The 21,303-nt window shown below is 55.3% G+C and carries 15 protein-coding genes and 1 pseudogene; 13 read left to right on the top strand and 3 right to left on the bottom strand.

Annotation, left to right across the window (positions count from 1 at the left end; translation table 11 throughout):
* Positions 1–7: 7 nt before the first annotated feature.
* A pseudogene (locus AC1RQ5_RS28870) lies at positions 8–692 on the bottom strand (ZIP family metal transporter).
* Positions 693–814: 122 nt separating this feature from the next.
* On the opposite strand from AC1RQ5_RS28870, the gene AC1RQ5_RS28865 reads away from it, so the two are divergent.
* Together AC1RQ5_RS28865 and AC1RQ5_RS28860 are read left to right on the top strand one after the other, a co-directional pair.
* Positions 815–1,057 carry a DUF2171 domain-containing protein gene (locus AC1RQ5_RS28865; protein ID WP_493204126.1) on the top strand — a complete coding sequence of 81 codons (243 nt, stop codon included), beginning with the start codon at positions 815–817 and terminating at the stop codon, positions 1,055–1,057.
* A 395-nt stretch (positions 1,058–1,452) separates the two neighbouring features.
* Entirely contained in the window at positions 1,453–1,935 is a 483-nt protein-coding gene (locus AC1RQ5_RS28860; protein ID WP_493204125.1) for a hypothetical protein, read from the top strand.
* 279 nt (positions 1,936–2,214) lie between these two features.
* On the opposite strand, the gene AC1RQ5_RS28855 is transcribed toward AC1RQ5_RS28860, so the two are convergent.
* Together AC1RQ5_RS28855 and AC1RQ5_RS28850 are read right to left on the bottom strand one after the other, a co-directional pair.
* Positions 2,215–3,798: a hypothetical protein gene (locus AC1RQ5_RS28855; protein WP_493204123.1), complete on the bottom strand. Its 1,584-nt coding sequence runs from the start codon at positions 3,796–3,798 to the stop codon at positions 2,215–2,217.
* 521 nt (positions 3,799–4,319) lie between these two features.
* Positions 4,320–4,907: a hypothetical protein gene (locus AC1RQ5_RS28850; protein ID WP_493204122.1), complete on the bottom strand. Its 588-nt coding sequence runs from the start codon at positions 4,905–4,907 to the stop codon at positions 4,320–4,322.
* A gap of 202 nt (positions 4,908–5,109) precedes the next feature.
* Between AC1RQ5_RS28850 and AC1RQ5_RS28845 the strand changes: the two genes are divergently transcribed.
* From AC1RQ5_RS28845 to AC1RQ5_RS28795, 11 genes are all read left to right on the top strand, one after another.
* Positions 5,110–5,787 carry a SprT-like domain-containing protein gene (locus AC1RQ5_RS28845; RefSeq protein ID WP_493204120.1) on the top strand — a complete coding sequence of 226 codons (678 nt, stop codon included), beginning with the start codon at positions 5,110–5,112 and terminating at the stop codon, positions 5,785–5,787.
* A 16-nt stretch (positions 5,788–5,803) separates the two neighbouring features.
* Positions 5,804–6,145: a glyoxalase superfamily protein gene (locus AC1RQ5_RS28840; protein WP_493204118.1), complete on the top strand. Its 342-nt coding sequence runs from the start codon at positions 5,804–5,806 to the stop codon at positions 6,143–6,145.
* 90 nt (positions 6,146–6,235) lie between these two features.
* Positions 6,236–7,381, top strand: coding sequence for a hypothetical protein (locus tag AC1RQ5_RS28835; protein WP_493204116.1), 1,146 nt, complete (start codon positions 6,236–6,238; stop codon positions 7,379–7,381).
* 178 nt (positions 7,382–7,559) lie between these two features.
* Positions 7,560–8,375 carry a hypothetical protein gene (locus AC1RQ5_RS28830; protein WP_493204114.1) on the top strand — a complete coding sequence of 272 codons (816 nt, stop codon included), beginning with the start codon at positions 7,560–7,562 and terminating at the stop codon, positions 8,373–8,375.
* Positions 8,368–8,982: a hypothetical protein gene (locus tag AC1RQ5_RS28825; protein ID WP_493204112.1), complete on the top strand. Its 615-nt coding sequence runs from the start codon at positions 8,368–8,370 to the stop codon at positions 8,980–8,982. Before AC1RQ5_RS28830 ends, AC1RQ5_RS28825 begins: the two co-directional genes overlap by 8 nt.
* A 2-nt stretch (positions 8,983–8,984) precedes the next feature.
* Positions 8,985–10,685 carry a type IV secretion system DNA-binding domain-containing protein gene (locus tag AC1RQ5_RS28820; protein WP_493204110.1) on the top strand — a complete coding sequence of 567 codons (1,701 nt, stop codon included), beginning with the start codon at positions 8,985–8,987 and terminating at the stop codon, positions 10,683–10,685.
* Positions 10,686–11,375: 690 nt separating this feature from the next.
* Positions 11,376–14,384: an HsdM family class I SAM-dependent methyltransferase gene (locus AC1RQ5_RS28815; protein WP_493204108.1), complete on the top strand. Its 3,009-nt coding sequence runs from the start codon at positions 11,376–11,378 to the stop codon at positions 14,382–14,384.
* Positions 14,381–15,103 carry a hypothetical protein gene (locus AC1RQ5_RS28810; protein ID WP_493204107.1) on the top strand — a complete coding sequence of 241 codons (723 nt, stop codon included), beginning with the start codon at positions 14,381–14,383 and terminating at the stop codon, positions 15,101–15,103. Before AC1RQ5_RS28815 ends, AC1RQ5_RS28810 begins: the two co-directional genes overlap by 4 nt.
* A 78-nt stretch (positions 15,104–15,181) precedes the next feature.
* Positions 15,182–18,103: a class I SAM-dependent DNA methyltransferase gene (locus AC1RQ5_RS28805; RefSeq protein ID WP_493204106.1), complete on the top strand. Its 2,922-nt coding sequence runs from the start codon at positions 15,182–15,184 to the stop codon at positions 18,101–18,103.
* Positions 18,104–18,370: 267 nt separating this feature from the next.
* Positions 18,371–21,031: a MobF family relaxase gene (gene mobF, locus AC1RQ5_RS28800; protein WP_493204104.1), complete on the top strand. Its 2,661-nt coding sequence runs from the start codon at positions 18,371–18,373 to the stop codon at positions 21,029–21,031.
* Complete coding sequence (locus AC1RQ5_RS28795; RefSeq protein WP_493204102.1) at positions 21,021–21,260, top strand: hypothetical protein; 240 nt, start codon at positions 21,021–21,023, stop codon at positions 21,258–21,260. The genes mobF and AC1RQ5_RS28795 overlap by 11 nt, the downstream gene beginning before the upstream one ends.
* Positions 21,261–21,303: the final 43 nt, after the last annotated feature.

The following is a 21,303-nucleotide window of genomic DNA, read 5'->3' as shown; positions in this document are numbered from 1 at the left end:
TTGTCGGTCAACCCGCGAGCTCGTCCAACAGTAGAATCAGCAGAAACCCTACGAAAAAAGGCTGGTTACCCATGGCTTTTCAGGACCAGAATGAGCTTCCACCAAAAGTTCCTCGGTAACGAGGTATAGCAGGGCAATTAAACCGAAGGAAAAGAATGCCGCAATCCAGAAATTCGGCAGATGGCTGACAGGGATGCCAACGGCCGCCCCGATCGGCAACAGCACCGCAAGGCCCGCGATAATGGAAAGTACCCTCGTCGGTTGCCGGATGGATTCAGATAACTCGCCGGTGAGCGACAGCCCCAAAAAAGCACTTCGATCGTGAGCGCTACCGTCAAAAGGAAGCCCTGTCTGGCGCCGGCGGCGAATCCAATCCCGAGGACGAGTCCGTCGATGAAAATGTCCACGGCGACCATGATCACCAAGCCAAGGGTACCTTTCGCCTTTTCGCCCAGACGTTTGATCAGGAGCATGAGAACGATGCCCGCGACTCCACCAAGGATGACCGCCCAGACCGACTGGCGATGTTTTATGTCGGGCAGGAGTTCCCCAGCCGCGGCGGCGAACACGACCCCCGCCGCGAAATGCTGAATCGCAGCGGCGATCACGGGCGTCGGTTGCCGCCAGAGCGCGAAAGCAGCCCCCAGCACGACGGCAACGCTCGGGATGAGGATATAGAACCATGCAGCCATCATTATCCTCAGCCCGCCTGGAGCGGCAGCGCGGACCCGCGCGCAGATAAACCGGCTAACCGGCTAAGCAACCTTACCGACCGTGGCGCGTTTCTGGATCCCAAACTCACAGGAGATTATCAATGCCGGACACTTCGCAAATCAAAGAGCACATGGACGTCATTTCATCCGACAAAAAGACCGTCGGCAAGGTCGATCATCTAGATGGAGGCGACAAAATCAAGCTGACGAAACAAAGTTCGCCGGATGGGGACCATCATCACTTTATCCCGGTCGCCTGGATCGACCACGTCGACCAGCATGTACATCTGACAAAATCTGGCGCGGATATCACCGCTCATTGGGAACACGAAGGCCGCAAGTAAATCCAACAGGCGTCTGCACCCCGGCTGGCGCCACGCCGGCCGGGGATATTGCTGTTTCCAAGTTAGAACTATCGTCAATTTGGCGCCTGGCGTCGTCTAACCGTCACCCGCGGCGCATCCGCCATTGCGCTCATTCTGCCCGGAAACTAGAACGTGCTGCCTGCCCAGTTTGACGCATCGAAGAATCTATCAACCAGCAATTCACCCTTATCATTTTACCTCCGCATGATGATGCACAGGTGTGAGTTCTGCAAACTTCTGCTTTTCTATGCTGAACATGCATTGATTTGCATCAATTTGCAGAAGCAACTGCAAAGTTTTATTGTTGAATCGGATACGGAGTCCGTAATATGTGCAGAAATAAGAGTATCGAACTTGAATTGGGAGCCCTGCAGTTGGACTTTTATCTTCCTGGCGGAGGAAAGATGAAGTTGGCGCGGCTCGTTCGTCGGCACCTGTCGTGGTTTGCTGCAGCCGAGCATCGAGGCATGAGTTGGTCAGATATGGCTCAAGCCTTGGCTGGCGCCCAGATAACCGCCAAGGGCGACAAACAGTTCGCCGTTGGAACGCTGTCATCGACAGTTTGGCGCGAGCGCGCCAAGTCTTCTGCCAAACGGGATTTTGATGGCCCCGGCGCTGGCCCGTCGCGGCGGTCGCCGAAGGCTCACACGGCTAAAACTCCGCCCACGGAGGCCAAACTTACTAGGTCGGCTCAGCCAAGAAAGACGGCTAAGACCGCGTCGATTGCGAAATCTTCTATGCCCATTGCGTCAAACAAGATTGTGGCGCCAAGCCATGCTCAAGACAGCTCAAGCGCGAAGAAGGAAATCCTCACCTTTATGTCTCGAACGCGCGCCGTTCGCCGAGTGGTCGATTAACAATTGTGGGATGCGGGATTATCCGCAGAAGAGACATCTTCATCCGACCGAACTGGATGCATCGGGCTCAATCGCATTCTGACCTTGGCTCTTCCCACCCTAGAAATAATTGATAAGCAAGCGCTCGGCATCTCTTCGGACTGCAAATGCCGGACCCTAAGTCCCCTATGGCCCCTATGGCCCCTATTGACGCGACGTCTGGCCAATGGGGCTCGATCACTGTGTTCGGGATCTCGCCTTCATTTGTTTCGTACGAAACAATTCAATGCACGCCAGCGATCATTCGGTCTTCTTGACAGCGTAACTCGATGTTCCCCAAACGCCGACAGGTACATTTCGCGTCATGACATAGCCAGCTGCCCTCGTACCGGCCAAATTAGCCACAAAGCTAGCGAGACTTTGACGACTACCGGCGCCCTGGGGATCGGCAAGCATCCTCAAGCGGATATCGAGCTGCTTGACCTTGATCGAACGGTCCCCATACAGTTCATGCCAGAGCGTTAGGAACTCCACCACCTGAACGCGACGCGGATCTTCACGTTTGATCTCGCTAATCCGTCTGACAGGATCGGCGCAGCCAAGCGCAGTCAGAGGGTCGCGGCACCAGCTAGACCACCGTTCAAAGCTTCCGAGCGGCAAGCCTCGCTTGAGGTCATTCTGGCGCCCCCATCGCCAGATTGTAAGGATTGCAGCCAATAGCTCGTGCTGCCGGTTCTGGATACTAATCCCGAATTCATTAGCGAAAGGGCGGAGTTCTGGATCTTCGCATCCCGCATCGAGATCAACGACGAGGAAGCGCCGCGCCAGGTCTTCTGACACTCGTAGCGCGTTTCCAGTTATCGCAAGAAATGTATTGGTCGGGATCTGAACAAGCTTCGTGTTTTCGCGGAACGGACGGATGGAACACGGATTTTCGGTGACCACTTGGGCGAGTAGATTGGAACGAAGAACCTCCGCATTGACGTTATCGATAAAGATCAACTGCTGAGCAGCCACAATCGCAGCCGTCAGCCTTTTGTCCAGTTCGGATCTATCGCCAGAGCTTGTGAAAGGGGTTGGCGTGATGCCATACGCGATCCGTGCGATCGCCCGGACGAGTTGACCCTTTCCCGTACCAGCACCGGAAAGCTGCGGTGCGCGAATTATAAATCCAGGCGCCAACGGCAAACTGGGGCGGCATACCGCAGTCATAAGCGCGATCAAAAAGGTCGATTCGTCAATTTTGGGCGCATCCTTCGGATCCACGATCTTTCCCTTATGTGAAATCGTGGTGGTAGCGGCGTCGGCAAAAGGAAACGTCTGAAACGTAGCGCGCAAGCGGATGAGCGCCTGTTTGGCTTGCTTCTCGGACGGCCGATCTGGAATGGGCGGCATATCGATCCCAAAACACCAAAACCGCGTTTCCGGATCGAAGCCTTCAGCTATACGGATGGAGCCGTCGTTCGAAAGAATTGGTGCTCTGCAAATTCCATTGAGCTCATTCAAGCCCCAACCGTCGTGGCGATTCAAATACAGACGTGCAACCGACGTCGAAAGTGTAACTGGTTTGCTAACGACTTCACCGCCAACGATTTTCTGTTCAACAGGCCTGCAGACCGAATGTGTATAATTGATCACGTCGTGCGGGGTTAGCGGCAGTATCGAGCAATCGTCGGAGGTCTTGACAAGCTTTACTAATGCTGCTCCCCGCTGAAAAAGCCTGCCAGTTGCCGCGAGGCGGTGGGAGAGGTCCGCAGCGGTTGCCGGCAAATCTGCTGCATTGACGATCAATTCGGGCCGCCCGTCGAGCGATGCGGCCGGATTTGCCTCCGCCGATTTTTTCTGGTGACGCGAGCCTTTTGAGCGCGCCTTGCTGTCAGTCATAAGTCCTCTTCCCCAAATCGAATTACCGCGCCCGCGCTTTCGCGAGACCGCCTGTCGCGATACAGATTTGATGGCGCGGAGGATATCGACCGCTCTGAAGTTAGGGAGGTGACTGGGTCGGGGGAGTAATTGTCAGAGCTAATTATTTCGTCGTGGCGATTTTGATGCATAGCGGCCGCCGGCAGGAAGTCGGGCGCTGTCGCTTTCTCGGAGACTGGCACGATCGCTTCTCGCCGAGAAGATTAGCACTTCCAGCCCTTGGTCGATGAGGGGCTTTTCCAACATCAATATATCCGCGGTAGGGATACCAGAAGGGACCAAAAATGTCTTTTACTTGCACCTTCCAGTCACAGAGTCCAAGCGCGGGCTGACCAATGAGCGCCCTCAACGATCCTGATGGGCTGCCGGAGGCGATGTTGCAAACCTTCGACCGTTGGGAGCACATTTCGTTCGACATCGCATCCCAAGCGACGTCGCCCGACTCCGTGCCGGCCTTGGGGAATGGACGCCCGCCCTTAGAGCTATCGCCTCGACGGCGAATGCCTCAGACCGTTTCCCGATCCGACTGCGCGTTGTAAATAGTCGACAGTTGCTCGCGCAATCTCCGGCATGAGTTCGAAAATCTCAGGGCTCGGTGTATGGTTGCGAGCAAAGAATTCTGGAAACTTGGTGAGATCATAACGGCGCGTGCGTAGTTTTAAAACCAGCGGCAGCACCTCTATGTCTTCCGAGTCGAATCTGGTCATGAGTTCGCGAGTAGCGCGGCTTGGCGGACGATCCTCTTCCTTACCTATAATGTGAGTGACGTCAGGGACGAGGATCATTCCGTGTTTCCCGACTTTCGCCATTAGGTCAGCAAGACCAGTGTGATCCGTGTCATCCCTGTCGAACGCCGCTGGTTTAAACCAGCCCTTAGCAGGGACACTTAGGCTTCCCACGGGTGGAATGATGTTGAAAGCAACCTTACGGATTACGGGTTCGGACAAATAATCTGCAAAGTGCTGCATCTCGTCGAATGCCGTTTGATTATGAAAAGAGGTAGGCTCGAATTTTACTCCGGTCTTTCCTTGAGCGGCGTAGTACGGATAAATCGGAAGTCGTAGCCCCATAAATCACCCCGTAAATTCATTTTCGGACGTCAGTTTCTCCCCCGACCAGGTCACCTGCCTAATCACTCCGGCATCTGCTGTTATCGCGGGGTCGAACGCGATTGTGCGTCGACACGGTAAACAAACAGCCCGAGTGTCGAACATGTCGCATAGACATAATGCATCTGCGGTTACCGTTCCGTTGACGAACACGGCAGCAGCCATGCCTACTACCCACAACGTCACGCATGTGGTCAAAACGCAGCCCGTAAAGAATATCGACCCCACCCCGCAGTCTTACGGACCTCTTAGACAAGCGTGGAAAGCGTTCAATCGTGAGCTTTTTGCGGGGGCGTTGCCGCCCTGTTTGATCACTCTGCAACGCCGCAAACATTCGCTCGGTTACTTTTCAGGAAGACGCTTCAAGTCCTCCGACGGCGTTCACTTGACCGACGAAATCGCGCTCAACCCGACATACTTTGCGGGCAGCAGCACGAAGGATGTTCTTTCGACGTTGGCGCATGAGCAGGCGCATCAGTGGCAGCAGCATTTTGGTAAGCCGTCACGCTCCGCATACCACAATATGGAATGGGCGAGGAAGATGCGCGAGATCGGATTGATCCCGAGCCATACCGGGCGCCCCGGCGGCAAGATGACCGGTCCGCGAATGAGCCACTACATCGAAGCCCGCGGCTTGTTTGATCGCGCCGCTGGTCGTCTGATCGCAAAGGGTTTTGAGCTGGCGTTCGTCGAGCGGGATCTCGCAGGCGCTGGGGGCGCTGCTTTGCAGAAGAACTTGAGCAAGACACGGTATCGCTGCCCGGTTTGCAGCATGAATGCCTGGGCGAAGCCGAACTCGGACTTGATGTGCGTCGCCTGCAACGCGGTTCTGACCTCCTAGCCTCATGGAGCAAACGATGCGCTTCTATACCACTGTCTGGAACGTTAAGCGGCAAGCGAAGCGCTTGAAGAAGGTACTCAAGAGGTTGAAATACGATGTCTCTTACACCGCATGCCTGGATTTGATCTCCCGTTTGTACGGCTTTTCAAATTTTGCGGAGCTCAAAAGGACGTCTTCAGATCAGCCCCTCAGTGCATTCGACGATGATGTCGATGGCGATCTGTTGGAAGCGCGCTTCCAGTATCAGGAACGCGTGATGATCGAGGCAGGCTTTTCCGATGTTGCTGGCATCGTTCTTGACGAAGTCGATCCAACTAGCTCCCGAAACGATCCGATTCCTCCGATCGAATCGATCTGACCGTTCGATCGCAAGCGATGAAGGCAGCGTTAGCACGCATGTGCTTGCAGCAATTAATGACGCAACCGTTAGAAATGCTCGGGAGAGAAGATGAAAAAGCGCAGTGGCTCAATGAGCCGATCTGAAAGACGGAACGCATCCCGCGAGCGTCGGAAGAACGTAAGGAAGCGGGCAGGTAGGGTGGGTGCAGATGAGGTGATTGTTCGCCAAATGGGCCATCCAATCAAGGTGCCCGGTGTGGTCTCGGATATAATCGCGCCGATCCTGGCGCCGGATCGAGTGACGAAAGAGAGCGACGGCCGCTTTCCACCGCGGGAGTTTTTGCAAAAGCTTCGCATGGTGTTAGGGGTCCACGCTTTATGCACTTACCATAGCCTCAACGTTCTTTACGGCAATGCCACAAAGGCGCGTGATGACGTAGCCGATGCCGCCGGTATGTCTTACGACCACCTGCGTCGATTAGGGATGGCGCACATCAGTGATGTCACGCTTTTCGATACCGAAAGCGAAATAGCTGGGTGGGCAAAGCAGAAATTTAAAGATATTCCTGTTGGCGCCCAGGTCGCAAACAATCGTGTTCGCGCCACTGCCGAACTGTCGTCTGTCGCGCTCGTTGGCAAGGCCTATGTTCGTGCCCAACGGGTCACCGCGTCTTGGGAAGAAGCGCAAGTCATCCTGAGCAAATCGGGCGACGCCGCCTCGAGGGCCGCTGCAGAGATGCGAGCCCGTGACGTCATCGAGCGTGGCTACGCGTCCGCTTGGTACGATATGAGCGTCGGCAATCTGGCCGAGATCGCCATCTACGCCGATATCAATCCTGTCATCTTGTGGCCGCAACATATCGCATTCTTTGCGGAGCTGTTCGAGCTCGCTCGCTTCATTGGGCGCATCAACGCTGGTGTTGGCGCCACGTTGTCCTCGAATCTGTATGCGCTGACTCGGCAGGTCATGGATGGATCTCAGACAGGGGACACGCGCGATCTGGTTTCAACCATGATCCGCTATCATCTGTCGAGTGCATTAGGCAAAAACGAATTGATCACGGCGATAGATGCAGCGGAAAAACGTGGACTGACTTTGTTAATTGCGCGCGGAACGATGAGAATCGACTTGGTTCAACAGCCTGCTGTCGAGATCGTACAAAACGGTCGCCTGCACACGGTCCTTACAGCATTGAAGTCGGGCTTCACGCGCGGGATCGGTCTGCTTGAGAAAGCTTTTACCAAATCGCGATGAGGCATTGGGCGCGAGGCGGAATTTATCAAGCGATAGCCGCCCGCCGTCTCGACCTAAGTAACTCAAAGGTATGCGTTATTTGCCTCGTTTTGTTGCCGACTTCAGCTCGCCAGTGCGGAGTAAGCAAGCCTGTCATAGGAAACAGGAGCCCCAATTGATCGTTCAGGAGCCAAACTTCATGAATTCCGCATCGCCGGTCGCGCTTATCGTGACTGCGGATGACGGAGGCGTTGGAAAGACCCAGTTTGGGGTCCAACTCGCAAATGCGTTCTATCTCTACGGCAAAGAACTCGATCTTTATCAGATCGACACGAAGGGAAAGCTGGCGGCCAAGAGCGGCCAGGACGTGGTCTCCCTTGCCGTTCAGAATCGCCAGAGCCGCGCCGAAGAACTTATCGCGGCCGATATCATTGCGCCCTGGTACCGCTCTGTCACCGGGATGCCCGAGACGGGTCGATCGAGCCTGTTGGAGGTTGGCGGCGCCATGGCGGGCCTATTCCACGCTGGGATCACCGATCTTGATCTCGCCGAAGATATTGACGCGCTGCATCTCAACGTCGTCGCCTTCGTGCTCTGCAAAGCCGGAGAGGATTCCGCCACTCAGCTGCTGCGCGAGTTGGGTCGGCTTGAACGCAATATGCCCAATGCGCGCCCCGTGATCGTGTCAAACGCGTTTGTCGGCGATCCCGAAAATGCAGCACGGTACCTGGACAGCGGAATGCGAAAGGCCTTCCAGAGCGCATTCAAGAAGTACCCCGTCATTCGGATGTCGAAGATGCAGCCGAAGTCGATGGCAATCTATGAGCGCATGCACGCTTTGCCGTCGACGATCATCGGCTGGCATGCTGACAATTATGCCGAAGCCATTCGGCGCGTCGGCGGTCACCGGGACGAAGCGAAGCTGTTCGTGAAAGACGTGGCGGAGTGGAGCGGGAAGATCTTGGAAGAGATCGAGCGCGTCTTGCCGATCTTGTCGGATGACGGTCATGCCTGATCGCCGCTCCACTTTCCAAAACAACATGAACCAGGTTAAGGCCGATTCAAAAAAGGCGTCGGAGGATCTTGTCAAGCGATTGAAGAAGTTGACGCCGGAGGAGTTCCTTCGGCTCCCTCCGCGCATGCTCAATCGCCTCAAGCTCGATCAGTACCGAGACATCGTCGCATCGATTGCGCCCGAAATTCAGTTATCTGTGCCCAAGAGCGAGGGAACGGCCAGTCAGACCAAGCGCCGGCTAACCTTACACGCCTGGTGGGGCGAGAGATCGGCGACGGCGCAGTCGCTGATCACGACAATCATCCTGTCGCTTCTGTTCGGCAGTGTCGGCGTACTCATAGTGCCGGCGGCGAAGTGGGGGCTCAGCCGCGTGGAGGTTGTGCGATCGGCCACGACCGCCAATTGGCCAGTATGTAAGCGGCTCAGCATCTACACTGATGGTTGCGTTTACTATCCCACGCAAGACTTAAACTGGGAATGGATCGCCCAAAAGCTGAATATTCCGCTCGAGAGTTTACAACGTACCAATCGCCATCTTCCAACGAAATTTGTCCCCACTAACGCTCAATTAGCGGTGTGGCGCTATCGCGGCCGTTTGGAGAACTGAGGATGCTCGCCAAATACGAAGCTCGGCCATCGACGCCGGCATTTATCAACGGATTGATGATGGCATTGTTGGCAAGTGCTGTATCGATTTTCATCTCTTTTATCGTGCTGCCGCCGACCGCGTGGCAGCTAGATAATGATGTCGCCATGGCCATCGGGGATCTTTGGCATGCCTGGCTGGCAAACGGTGTAAGTGAAGCATTTACGCACGATGACCTGCAGCGCGACCTTTTTCCTCGATTGTTTTGCAGCGTGTTCGCAATCTTGATGTCTGCGGTATGCGGCTTCCGGATTCGGAAGTCGATCACACCTATCGTCGATACGCGTGAACATTACGCAGGTCTTCAACTGCTCCGCGGAAAGGCAGCGTTAGCAGCCGGCAGACAATTATTTAACGATGAAGGTCGGGATGACGATCGTACGATACAATTGGCGCCGGGATTATGCATCGCCCGGCGACGTGAAGTTCGTAACGTGCTTCTATTCGGAGCGATCGGGTCCGGGAAAACACGCATAATCCTTTATCTTCTCAATCAGTTAATCGAACGCCTGAAGCGGCATCCGAATAGCGATAACGCCATGTTCGTGCATGATACGACTGGGGAAATTCTCGAGGGATTCCCGATGGCGCGGGACGAGTTTGCAGCGATAAATCCTGACCGCGCGGGCAGTTGGGCCTGGAGTATGGGCCAGGATCTGCGCGATGATCGGGATTGCGAAACTGCGGCCGATCAGGCGGTGCTGCAGACCGGCGACGCCATCTGGGGGAAGGGCGGCTCGACGATGTACGCGGGCTGTATGATCATATGCAAAGCTGAACGCGGAACTTCGTGGGGCGCTCCAGAGCTGTATAAAGCTTGCCTGCGAGATCCCAAACAACTTAAACAGCAATTCGAGCACCACTATGCCCCGGCGGCAAAGCTCATCGAATACGATAGCTCGTCGGGAGAACTCAGTCGTACCAGCGTTTCCTTTCTGTTGACGTTCCGAGCGAGTGTGCTTCGCGTGTTGCGTCCACTTGCGTTGGCTTGGGACGGCATTCCCGCAACGCGCCATTTCTCGTTTACGGAATGGGTCACTGGACCTTCGGCTTCCGCCACGGTTCGCCAACCGCGTGTGGTGATCGTGCAGCGGTCTGGACGGCATCCCGATATGAGCGCCGCATGGATCGGCATGGTTATGGACGTGGTCACTGGCGCCTTCGGTGATCCTGCTCTTGGTGTTAGCCAGACTCGCACGCGTAGTTTCGTGATCGACGAGGCGCCGGCATTGGGCCACATTAGGCGCTGGCCTGAATTGCTGGATACGGGAAGAAACAAAGGCGCATCGACCATCGCCGCCGTGCAAGATGCGGCCCAGCTGCGCCGGATCTACGGCGACGCGGCGGAGAGCATGCTCCAACGGTTCGCGACCAACATCATCTGTGCCCAGGCGCCCGGTGCTGAGGCGATCGCGCTCTCTGAGAAGATGATCGGGAAACGCGAAATCGTCGACAAAGATCACAGTACCACGACAGAGCGCGGACCAACCGGGAAAACGGAGCGAACGAGCACGACCAGAAACATCCGGGAAGTACCCATTGTACGACCTGAACATCTTGTTCAGCGGCTCGGTCTGCGAAACCGACGGATCAAAGCGCTAATGATCGGCTTGGGCGACATTCTCGAGACGGAGTGGCCGATAACAGTCTGGCCGAAACAGTGATGCTGAAAAAAAGTTCAACAATAAGGAAAACTGCACAAAATCATGGTTTTTAACTCGGGAAAACTGATTGCGGCGGTCTTCGCGGGGAGCCTTTCATCAGCAAAAGCGGCTATGGCCTTCATAAGTTGGCAAAGCGTCGGCAGGGCCAATCGTTCGTGACGTATTTGTTGCGGTCGGGGTCCTCGCGGACCTGCGAATTTTTTGAAAGCTGATGACGACTCCTGTTTTTGCCGCGGACCGCTTGAATGATTTGAACGTGGTTGAGATTTACAAGTCTAGAGCAGCCGCGCGACCTACAATAAGTTGTCAAACGGAAAAATCATCAGTTGCACACAGTATTCTATGTGCTATCACACATCAAAATCTGTGTTGGAGCGAGCGGTGCCGTACGCTGAATTTCTCGCTGAGCTTGAGCGCGCCGGCCTAAGCGTTCGCGGTTTCGCCGACCTTATCGGAATGAACCCCAATTCAATTACAAATTACGCAAGTAGAGAGCTCCCGCAACATATCGCTCTTGTTGCTGTTCTTGTGGGCGAGATGGCATCTAACGGGGTTAACTACCGCTCGGCCATAGCGAAGGTGTCGCCGACAAAGAAACCCCGCGGCGCTACGCGCCAAGGTCACTTCGGCGGAGATCGACAAACGAACTTGGACTTGCAGTCGTGAGCACCCGTATAGGGGGGCGCGGCCATGACTAATTGGCTAGAACTGCTCAAGGACTTTGGCGCCGATAAACAGGCGCTGCATTCGCTCAATGCAGAAAGCCCCGAGCTTCTGCCATATGCCACGATCGTCAATGCGCGTCGCAATGGTTCAATTCTAGGAGTTGTCGGCGCAGTCTACGAGTGGCAAGGCGCTCCGCTCGCATTTCTCGTTGACGCAAGCCAAATCAACGGCGACGCAGATATCCACCGACTACGTCGTTTGCTGTCCATGCGGGGCGATGCGCCCTACCTTGGCGTGGTCTCCGCGGGCCGTTTCGACGCCTATGCACTAGCATTAGATCACAAAACACCTGCCGAAGCTTACGTGGATATTGATCGAGAGACTCAATCAGTCCAAGATCTTTTCCCCCACTTGGCTAATCGCAGACCTCAGGCCGCGCGCACGAAGCAAGGCTGGATTTCAAACGTCGTTCTTAATCTCCTAACAGAAGCGATCGACCGCCTTATCGATTTAAATCTGGATCACGGCGATGCGATTTCCCTCGTCGGTCGAGCTTTGTTTGCGCGCTTTTTAGGAGATCGCGACCTTCTCTCTGCCGATTTGCTCGCACCGGAGATTGCCGCGACACTTTTCAGCAACGCTAAGCGCGCCCGGGCCACATGCCTATGGCTTGACAAGACGTTTAACGGCGACCTTCTCCCACTGTCGAACGCCGTTTTCGATCGGCTGCCTGCGGACGCCTTTGGAGTTCTGAGCAACATCATGATGCGCGCTCCCGGTGGACAGCTCTTCCTGGGATGGACAGAACGTTGGGATCAACTGGATTTTGCACACATCCCGGTAGGCGTCCTTAGTCAGGCATACGAACTGTATTTGCGGAGCCACGCTCCTATAAAACAAAGGCAAGAAGGCGGGTATTATACTCCCAGATCAATAGCAGACCTATTGGTACGCGCCTCCTTTGCTGCACTCGATCGTGAAGAAATTAGCGCAAATGCGCGCGTCCTCGATCCAGCAGCCGGAGCCGGCGTGTTCTTGCTCACTGCGTTCCGCGAGCTGGTTCGCGCCCGTTGGCGCGCGGACGGAACGCGACCAAATACTCAACAGCTACGCAAAATCCTTTATCATCAGATCACCGGATTTGACATCAACGAGCAGGCACTCCGCTTTGCTGCGCTCGCTTTATACTTGATTTCGATTGAGCTTGATCCAGAGCCTCAACCAATCAACAAGCTTCGATTTGACGACCTTCGAGGCACCGTCCTTTTTCGAGTTTGCGCCGATACAAACGAGACAAGCGGCTCTCTCGGCAGCCTGGGGCCGTTAGTCGGCGACGAGCACCGTGAAAGATACGACCTTGTTGTCGGCAATCCCCCGTGGGCGACCGGCACAAAGCTACCAGACTGGTCAACCGTTCTATCGACAGTCTCCCGCATTGCAAGCGAGAGAACTGGAACAAAAATGGCGCCGCCAATTCCCAACGAGGCACTCGATCTACCATTTGTTTGGAGAGCGATGGAATGGGCCAAACCTGGCGGGCAGATTGCATTTGCGCTCCACGCACGCACCTTCTTTCAGCAGGGTGACGGCACCGTTGAAGCGCGTCGCGCACTGTTTCAGGCGCTCGACGTCACTTCGATCATCAATGGAGTCGAGCTTCGTCAGACCAAGGTTTGGCCAGAAATCTCAGCGCCTTTCTGCTTGTTGATTGCCACTAATCGTGCGCCCCCACCGGGCGCTGGCTTCCGCCTAATTAGTCCCCGATTGGAAACATCCCTCAACGCTTCAGGCGCGATGCGTATCGACGCGCACTCCGCGGATGTAATCTCTGTCCAACAATTGATTGAAACCCCTGAAATTCTAAAAATATTGTTCCGCGGTACAAAAGCTGACCTCGGTTTGATCGAACGCATCAGAACGAAGGGCTTCCCGACACTTGAGACGTTTTGGCGCGATGCTATTGGAGTATCCGACCGGCGGCGAATGATTGGCTCAGGAAGCGGGTATCAAAAACTCCGAGCAAGCAGCCGGACCAGGCAAAAGGGCGACGGCAAGCCTGGAGCTGATGCAACATACTTGCATCGGCTGCCAGATGTGACGATCGAAAGTATTGAAGACCTTCTGATCGACACAAAGCGACTGTCTCCGTTCCTAAGTGACCGAATACATGACCCACGCGACCCAAGACTGTTCGAGGCTCCACTACTAATTGTACACAAATCGCCTCCAGCAGACGTTGGTCGCATTCGCGTGGCCGTATCCGATAAACGGGTTGCTTATAATGAAACTTTTTACGGGTACAGCCCCGGCAAAGTTCAAAACGCAGGCACGTTTGTTCGTTATCTCGCACTCGTTCTTGGCAGCAAGTTTGCCCTCTGGTTTACGCTCGTAACCAGCGGCGAGTTTGGCTTTGAACGAGAAGTCGTAGAAAAAACGGCTCTCGATCAAATTCCGCTTCCAGACTTCCGAAAGATGACGCTGTCCCAGCGGAGCCAGATAACGCAGCTATTTGACGGATTAACGTCCTCTGAAGTCAAATGGGATGACGTTGATCGTTGGGTAGCTGAGTTGTACGGCATTGGAGCGAACGATGCTCAAATCATATCGGACACGCTCGCATTTAACTTGCCATTTTCGAGGACGAAAATTGCAGCGCAAGAACGACCAGACCTCATCGCTGTGATGAGGTTTTGCGAGCAGCTCGGGCTTGAACTCGATCCATGGGCCAAACGCTTTGGAAGGCCGTTGTACTTCGAAATAGCGGCCAATCGTCCGGCGTCACCTTGGCTTGGCATATGCCTGAGAACTAACAAGAGTTCGTGGGACGAAAGAATTATTCCAGAATGGGAAGGGCTATTGTCGGTCGCTGACTCGACCGCCGCCACTGAAACCATCATAGAGAGCCGAAGTGGCGCACTATTGATCGGAAAGCTTGCTCAGAAACGATATTGGAGCGACACCCAGGCGCGCCTACTGGCTCAACATATAATCTGGTCGCATATTGATCTCTTAAAAGGGTCAACTTCCAGATGACCTATTTGGCGCCTGTGACGCGGCCAGATCAAATTGCAGAACTGACACGGGGCCTTGATCTGCCTCTCGCCGCCATCGATGATATCTATCTTAATATTATTGCCGATGGCATCGCTAGTGCATTCCAAGAGGTCCGTAAGATCGCTCCGACTACGATTGCATCGGGCGACGAGGCCGAGATCACCGCCCTACTGGAGACGCGTCTAAACGCCATGATTGATGCGGACCCGATCTGGCGGCAACTCGTCGCATCGGTAGCTAGGGGCAAAGAAAGCCTCAGCTTCGATGGCTCTCACTTGGAAAAACGTCCCGATCTTTCAATCCAGTTGACCGCACGAACGCGCCGGTTCCCGTTGATTGCTGAAGCCAAGCTTATTGATGCGAAGAAAGGTGAGAACCTTTACTGCAGCCAAGGTGTGTTGCGCTTCCTCGATGGCGAGTACGGATGGGGAGGCCGTGAGGCATTTATGATCGCGTACGTTCGTGACGGATCCACAGTGAATAGCCGCCTGGCTCCTTACCTGACGCAAACAAAACAAAACACCAAGTATTCCATAGAAACTCCCCTCGCCTCTCTCGGAAGCACTTTGTGCGACGCTGCACGCTCGACACACGGCCGCTCGTTCCTCTACGCCCATATGCCCCCTCCAAAGAATGCTCCTGGCGCAATAGCGCTATGGCATCTTTGGGTGGACGCCTCCGGCCCAGCCAAGCCGTAGAGAACGGCAGAAATACATCCTGACCGTCCCTATTTACTCAGTGAATCGCAGCACAAAAACATCCCGCCGGAGAGGTCTATGACCCCGCACGAATTTGTCACTAAATGGCAGAACTCTAAACTCAAAGAGCGTGCCGCGGCGCAGGAGCATTTTATTGATCTATGTCGTTTACTGGGAGAAAAGACGCCGGCGGAAGTAGACGCAACTGGGCTAGACTATGCTTTTGAGGTCGGCGCAACAAAGACCACCGGTGGCCGCGGCTTTGCGGACGTTTTCAAACGCGAGCATTTTGGTTGGGAGTATAAAGGCAGTCACGCCAACCTCGATACAGCTTTCTCACAGTTGCAACGCTATGCAGTCGCGCTCGACAATCCGCCCCTGCTAATTGTCTCTGATATTGGAACAACCATCCGGATCCATACGAATTGGACGAACTCGGTCTCACAGACCTACGTTATTCCAATCAATGAGCTAGATAACGCAGAAAAACGCGGCTGGCTTAAGTCAGCCTTTGTCGACCCAGAGGCGCTTCGACCAAAGAAAACACGACAACAGCTTACGGAAGAGGTCGCCGGAGACTTTGCCAACTTAGCTCGCTCACTTCGTCTCCGTGGTCATGCTGCAGAGGAAGTTGCCCATTTCATCAACAAGCTAGTGTTCTGCATGTTCGCGGAGGATGTGAAGCTTCTTCCCGATCTAATGTTCACGCGGATGCTTGATCGCGCAATTGAGGACACCAGCGAATTCGAAGACTTTGCTAGAACGCTGTTCGCTGCAATGAAAACTGGCGGTCGCGTCGGCTTTGAGAAAGTCAAATGGTTCAACGGCGGCTTGTTCAACGACGATCAAGTATTTGCGCTTACAAAAGACGAAATCGCCATTGTTCGAAAAGCCGCTGGGCAATATTGGGGGGACATCGACCCTTCCATCCTCGGCACGCTGTTCGAACGCGGCCTTGATCCCGATAAACGTAGCCAGCTCGGTGCTCACTATACGGATCGCGACAAGATTATGATGATAGTTCGGCCGGTGGTGGTGGACCCTTTGGCTGCTGAATGGGCCGACATCAAATCAGAAATAGCCGCCCTGATCGATCGAGCTAATAAGCTCGACGAAGATGCAAAGACTAAAGGCGGCCGTCTTGCCTCAGCGGCTATTGGGCAATCAACTATAGCCCGCAAAGATGCTCAAGGTCTGTTAGATCAATATCTAAAACGCCTAGCAGAATTCCGCATTCTTGACCCCGCCTGTGGCTCCGGAAATTTTTTGTACATCGCACTCCGGGAACTGAAGGATTTGGAACATCGCGCTCAAGTTGAAGCGGAAGCGATGGGCCTTCCCCGCCGCTTCCCCTCGATTGGTCCCGAGGTTGTCAAAGGCATCGAAATTAATGCTTACGCGGCTGAACTGGCACGGGTGTCCGTCTGGATTGGCGAAATTCAGTGGATGTTGAAAAATGGATTTCCCGCGGCTCAAAATCCTGTCTTGAAGCCAATGGAGACAATTGAGTGCCGAGATGCACTGATCGGAGCTGATGGCACAAGAGCTGAATGGCCGGCAACGAACGTCATCGTCGGTAACCCTCCCTTCGTTGGAAACAAGAAGATGATCCGGGAGTTGGGCGAGACTTATACTAAAGACCTTCGCAAAACCTGGTCGCATGTGTCCGGTGGCGTTGATTTTGTCGCCTATTGGATCGCCAAAGCATGGGAATTGGTGGAAGCGGGCCTCGTCGAGAAAGCTGGGTTCGTTACGACCAATTCGATCCGTGGCGCCTCGAATAGAGTGGTCTTAAAGGAAGTTACGGATCATGGCCGCATATTCTGCGCATGGAGCGATGAGCCCTGGGTCGTTGATGGCGCATCATTGCGGGTTTCGTTGATTGCCTTTGACAAAGCTCAGGGCGAGACAGCTCATCTCGACGGCATGTCGGTTACAAAAATTGGTCCTAATCTGCAGGCACGCCGTTCAGGAATTGATATAAGCCAAGCCACACCTCTGAATGAGAACGACAAGTGTTCTTTTGTCGGCGTTATTCTGAATGGCGATTTTGAGTTAAGTGGACCGATTGCGCGATCGATGCTCTGCGAACCTCTCAATCCGAATGGATTACCCAACTCAGAAGTTTTGCGACCAACGCTTAACGGCGACGATTTCAATGGAGATCGGCCGGATAAATGGATCGTTGATTTCGGAGCTAGTCGATCTCTTGCGGACTCTATGCTTTTTACAGCACCGTTCGCTCACGTCGAAAAGCATGTCAAACCGTATCGCCAGAGGCTCGACGACACCGGAAAATTTGCGGTTAGGGCAAAAAGCGAGCGTGAGCGATGGTGGTTACACGCTAGGGCGCGACCGGCGCTCAGAAAGGCCTTCAGCGATCTAAAGACCTATATCGCTACACCCATGGTCACCAGTTTTCGTAATTTTGGGCTATTGGACGCTAGTGTCTTACCTGATCAAAAGTTGGTAGTTTTTAATAGATCAGACATGACGTTCTTTGGCATCCTGGAGTCGCGCTTCCATTTCGTGTGGACCAAAGGAACTTGCGCATGGATCGGCGCTGGGAATGACATCACATACTCGAAAGAGGTCGTTTTCTCGACATTTCCATTTCCCGAAGGACTAACCCCGAATTTAGATCCGACCGACTATGAGAACGATCCTCGCGCCAGCGACATTGCGTTGAAGGCCGCGCGCCTGAACGAACTTCGGCAGAATTGGCTTTATCCGACAGGCCTCACAAAAAGCGAGCCAGAGGTTGTAAGCGGATTTCCTGAGCGCGTGATGCCAATAGATGATAACGCCCTTAAAGTTTTGAAAAAGCGTACTCTGACCGATCTATATACGGAGCGGCCAGCTTGGTTAGAGCATGCACATAGAGAGTTGGACCTTGCCGTCGCAACCGCTTATGGTTGGAGTGCGGATCTTTCGGACGACGAGATTCTGGCTCAATTATTTGAACTCAACCAGAAAAGAGCCAAAGCTGAAACAAATTAACGCGTGCTGGCCAGACTTTGTCCGCGCGTTGGCGGACTTGGCGGTTGTCGCCCGATGCAACAAGCTGCATCTCGGATTGAAGACGTGAACGGCTGGAACAGATCAGAGCTGAAATACCCTGCGTTTCGCCGCCCGTTGGCCGAACAGCCCTGATCACGTCCTTCAACTTCCCCGCCAAGCCGCCTGACTACACGCGCCACAAATACTTGAGGATATATCAGAATTTACGGTCTATTGTCCGCGGCACGAACTTCAGAAAAGTGACTATTGGAAGAACCTCTTTTGGAGGTCTTTTCCGTGGTTGCCACCTGGAATCCGGCTGCGCGCAGCACATACTACTCGCGGCAGCGCGAAACTGACTATTATGCCGGCAGCACGGAGCCGGACGGCATTTGGTACGCGCCAGCAGGCGATTTCGGTCTGGCCCACGCTTCTGTGGTCGAACGCACCACCTTTGAGCGCCTCTATGCAGCGCTTGACTCGGACGGACGCAGTCTCCTCGATAATGCTCGTCGGCATGCGGAGCGCGTGCCCGCCTTTGACATCACTTTATCCGCGCCGCGCTCGGTTGCAATGGCGTGGGGGTTTGCATCGTACGATACAAAAACTCTAATCGAAATCGCGCAACAGCGTGCCGCTGACGCGACGTTAGCCATGCTCGAATGCGAAGCTAGCTTCGCCCGTCGGGGACGTAATGGAACGCTAATCGAGCGGGTACCGCTGACCGCGGCAACATTTCAGCATGGAGAAAGCCGGCCGAGCATTCATGCTGACGGGCGGATGTTCGGCGATCCCAACCTCCATACCCATTGTGTCGCGCTGAACCTGTCCACGCGCGCTGACGGAACAGTGGGCGCTCTTCACAGTAAAGTCCTCCGCGATTTCAAGATGGCAGCGGGAGCTACGTATCATGCTGCTCTTGCCCATGAACTGCAGCAGACCGGTTTTGAGATCGGCCGGATCGGCAAGAATGGAATTTTCGAATTAGCTGGTGTCGACGAGGCGGCAATTCGCTATTTTAGTGCGCGCCGGGCTGAGATCGAAGATGAACTGGCAGACCATGGCGTCAGCAGTGCTGAGGCCGTTGCTCTCGCCGCCGCAGTTGCTAAAGCGACCCGCACCGCCAAGCGCGAGGACGCCAACGAGCGTCGCGAGGACCTCTGGGCCGAAGCCGCCAAGTCGATCGGCCTTGACGTCGAGGCCTTCACCGAAAGCTTGCGCGATACGTCGCGCGTTCTGGATCACAATGCGGCCGAGCACCTTTTCTGCGCGCGTATCGCGCAATTGCCCGCTGCATTGACGGAGCATGAGAGCGTCTTCGACCGGCGCGACCTGGTCCGCGCGGCAACGGCAGCATTGGTGGGCACCGGTCTTCCAGTCGAACGCGCCGGAGTGGAGATCGACCGCCTAATCAGCCGCAGCGCCGTCATCGAGATCGGCCGGGACGCGATCGGGCTGCCTAAGTACTCGACCCTAGAGATGTTGTCGATCGAGCGGGACGTGGTCGCGATCGCTCAAACGCTCTCGCGGCGCCCTTGGGCGTCGATTGATCGCAACGTCGTCGCTGATCGTTGCGGCAATCTCGGGCTTTCGTCCGAACAGGTTTCTGCCGTTGTAGCGGCATCGGATGCCAGTGCGATTGCCATCATCGAAGGTGCACCGGGATCGGGGAAGACCACGACGCTGCAGCCTCTCGTGGCTCTTTATCGCGAGAAGGGATTTCGGGTCGTGGGCACCGCGACTGCTTGGCGCGTGGCCACCATGCTCCGTGACGACCTCGACATCAAATCCCGCGCAGCCGCCTCATGGATCGCCAAGCTCAATAACGGCGAACGCCCCTTCGACAACCGCACTGTTTTAATTGTCGACGAAGCAGGTCTTTTGTCCGCTCGCCAGATGCATGCCCTGCTTACAGCGGCGGCTGAGGCAGGGTCTAAAATCGTGCTGGTCGGCGACCGCGGGCAGCTGCAAGCCATCGGCGCCGGTCCGGGATTGGCGCTTGTTACGCGCGCCGTCGAAGCCATGCGGGTCGACCGTATCGTCCGTCAAACTGAACTCTGGGCACGGCAGGCGGTGTCGGATTTCGGGGCCGGGCGAGCGCAGACGGCTCTGCAAGCATTTTCTGAGCGTGATCTGGTGGTGGAGGCCGCCGGTGGCAAGGCCGCAATTGTCGCTGTGGTCGATCGATGGGAGCTTGCTCAAACCCAATCATCGACGGTCCTCGTACTGGCCAAGACGAATGCGGCCGTGGCGGCGATCTCGCAAGAGGTGCGGACGCGCCGCAAGGCGGCCGGGTTGATCACGGGCAAAGAGCTTGAGATCACCGCGGCCACGCCCTCGGGGCATGCAACTGTCCTGCAAGTTGCTAAAGGAGACAAGGTCCGCTTTTTAGTCCGCAATGATGAACTTGGTGTCATCAACGGCTCGATTGCGACCGTCACGCGCGTAAGGGAAAAACGGCCGGCGACCGGTTCGAAGTCTCTGGTCGAAGTGACTATCGAAGGCCGGCGGGTCTGTTTCGATCCGATGCAACTTGCAGATTCCAATGGGCGCCCGCGTCTCGGGTGGGCTTATGCCTCGACGATCGCGGGTGCGCAGGGGCTGACGGTCGATCAGGCCGTCGTGCTGGTCGATCCCGCTTTCAACCGCCACGATATCTATGTGGCAGCTAGTCGCGCGCGCATACGGACAGCGCTCGTAGTGGACGCTAAGTCGATCGATCGCCGTCTCGCGTCCGAACTGCCATTGGACCAACAACACGACGACGTAGCGTTTTCTCAAGCCCAACGACGGAGCTGGCTGGCAGAGCGGCTCGCCCGCGCGTCGGCAAAGACTTCTACCCTGGACGTGATCGAAGGTCCGAAGTCGAACGAGCGCGGCGCTGAGTACCGCTCTCGTCGAATAGCGGAGCTCGGACATGAGCTCTAGGCACGTAACCGGGCTCGGGCCAACAACGCTCAGCCCCCCGCTGTCCGTTGAGGTTCGGATCGGCGCCAATGATCGAGCTGCAACCAAACGTGGGCGGCGCCAGCCTCAGATCGACGATTTCAAAGCGATTTCGGAATTGCCGCAATCTGTCCCGATTCTGCACAGAGAGCTGCACGCTATCGAGATGTTGCTGGGTCGTGAACTCTTGGAATTGCTGAACAAGCGCTAGTGATTCATACGCGCAGCAATGGCCATTGACAGATCATCCACTG

It is taken from the genome of Tardiphaga sp. GW821-FHT12E02 (assembly GCF_058807155.1).
This window is presented reverse-complemented; position numbering and strand designations above follow the sequence as displayed.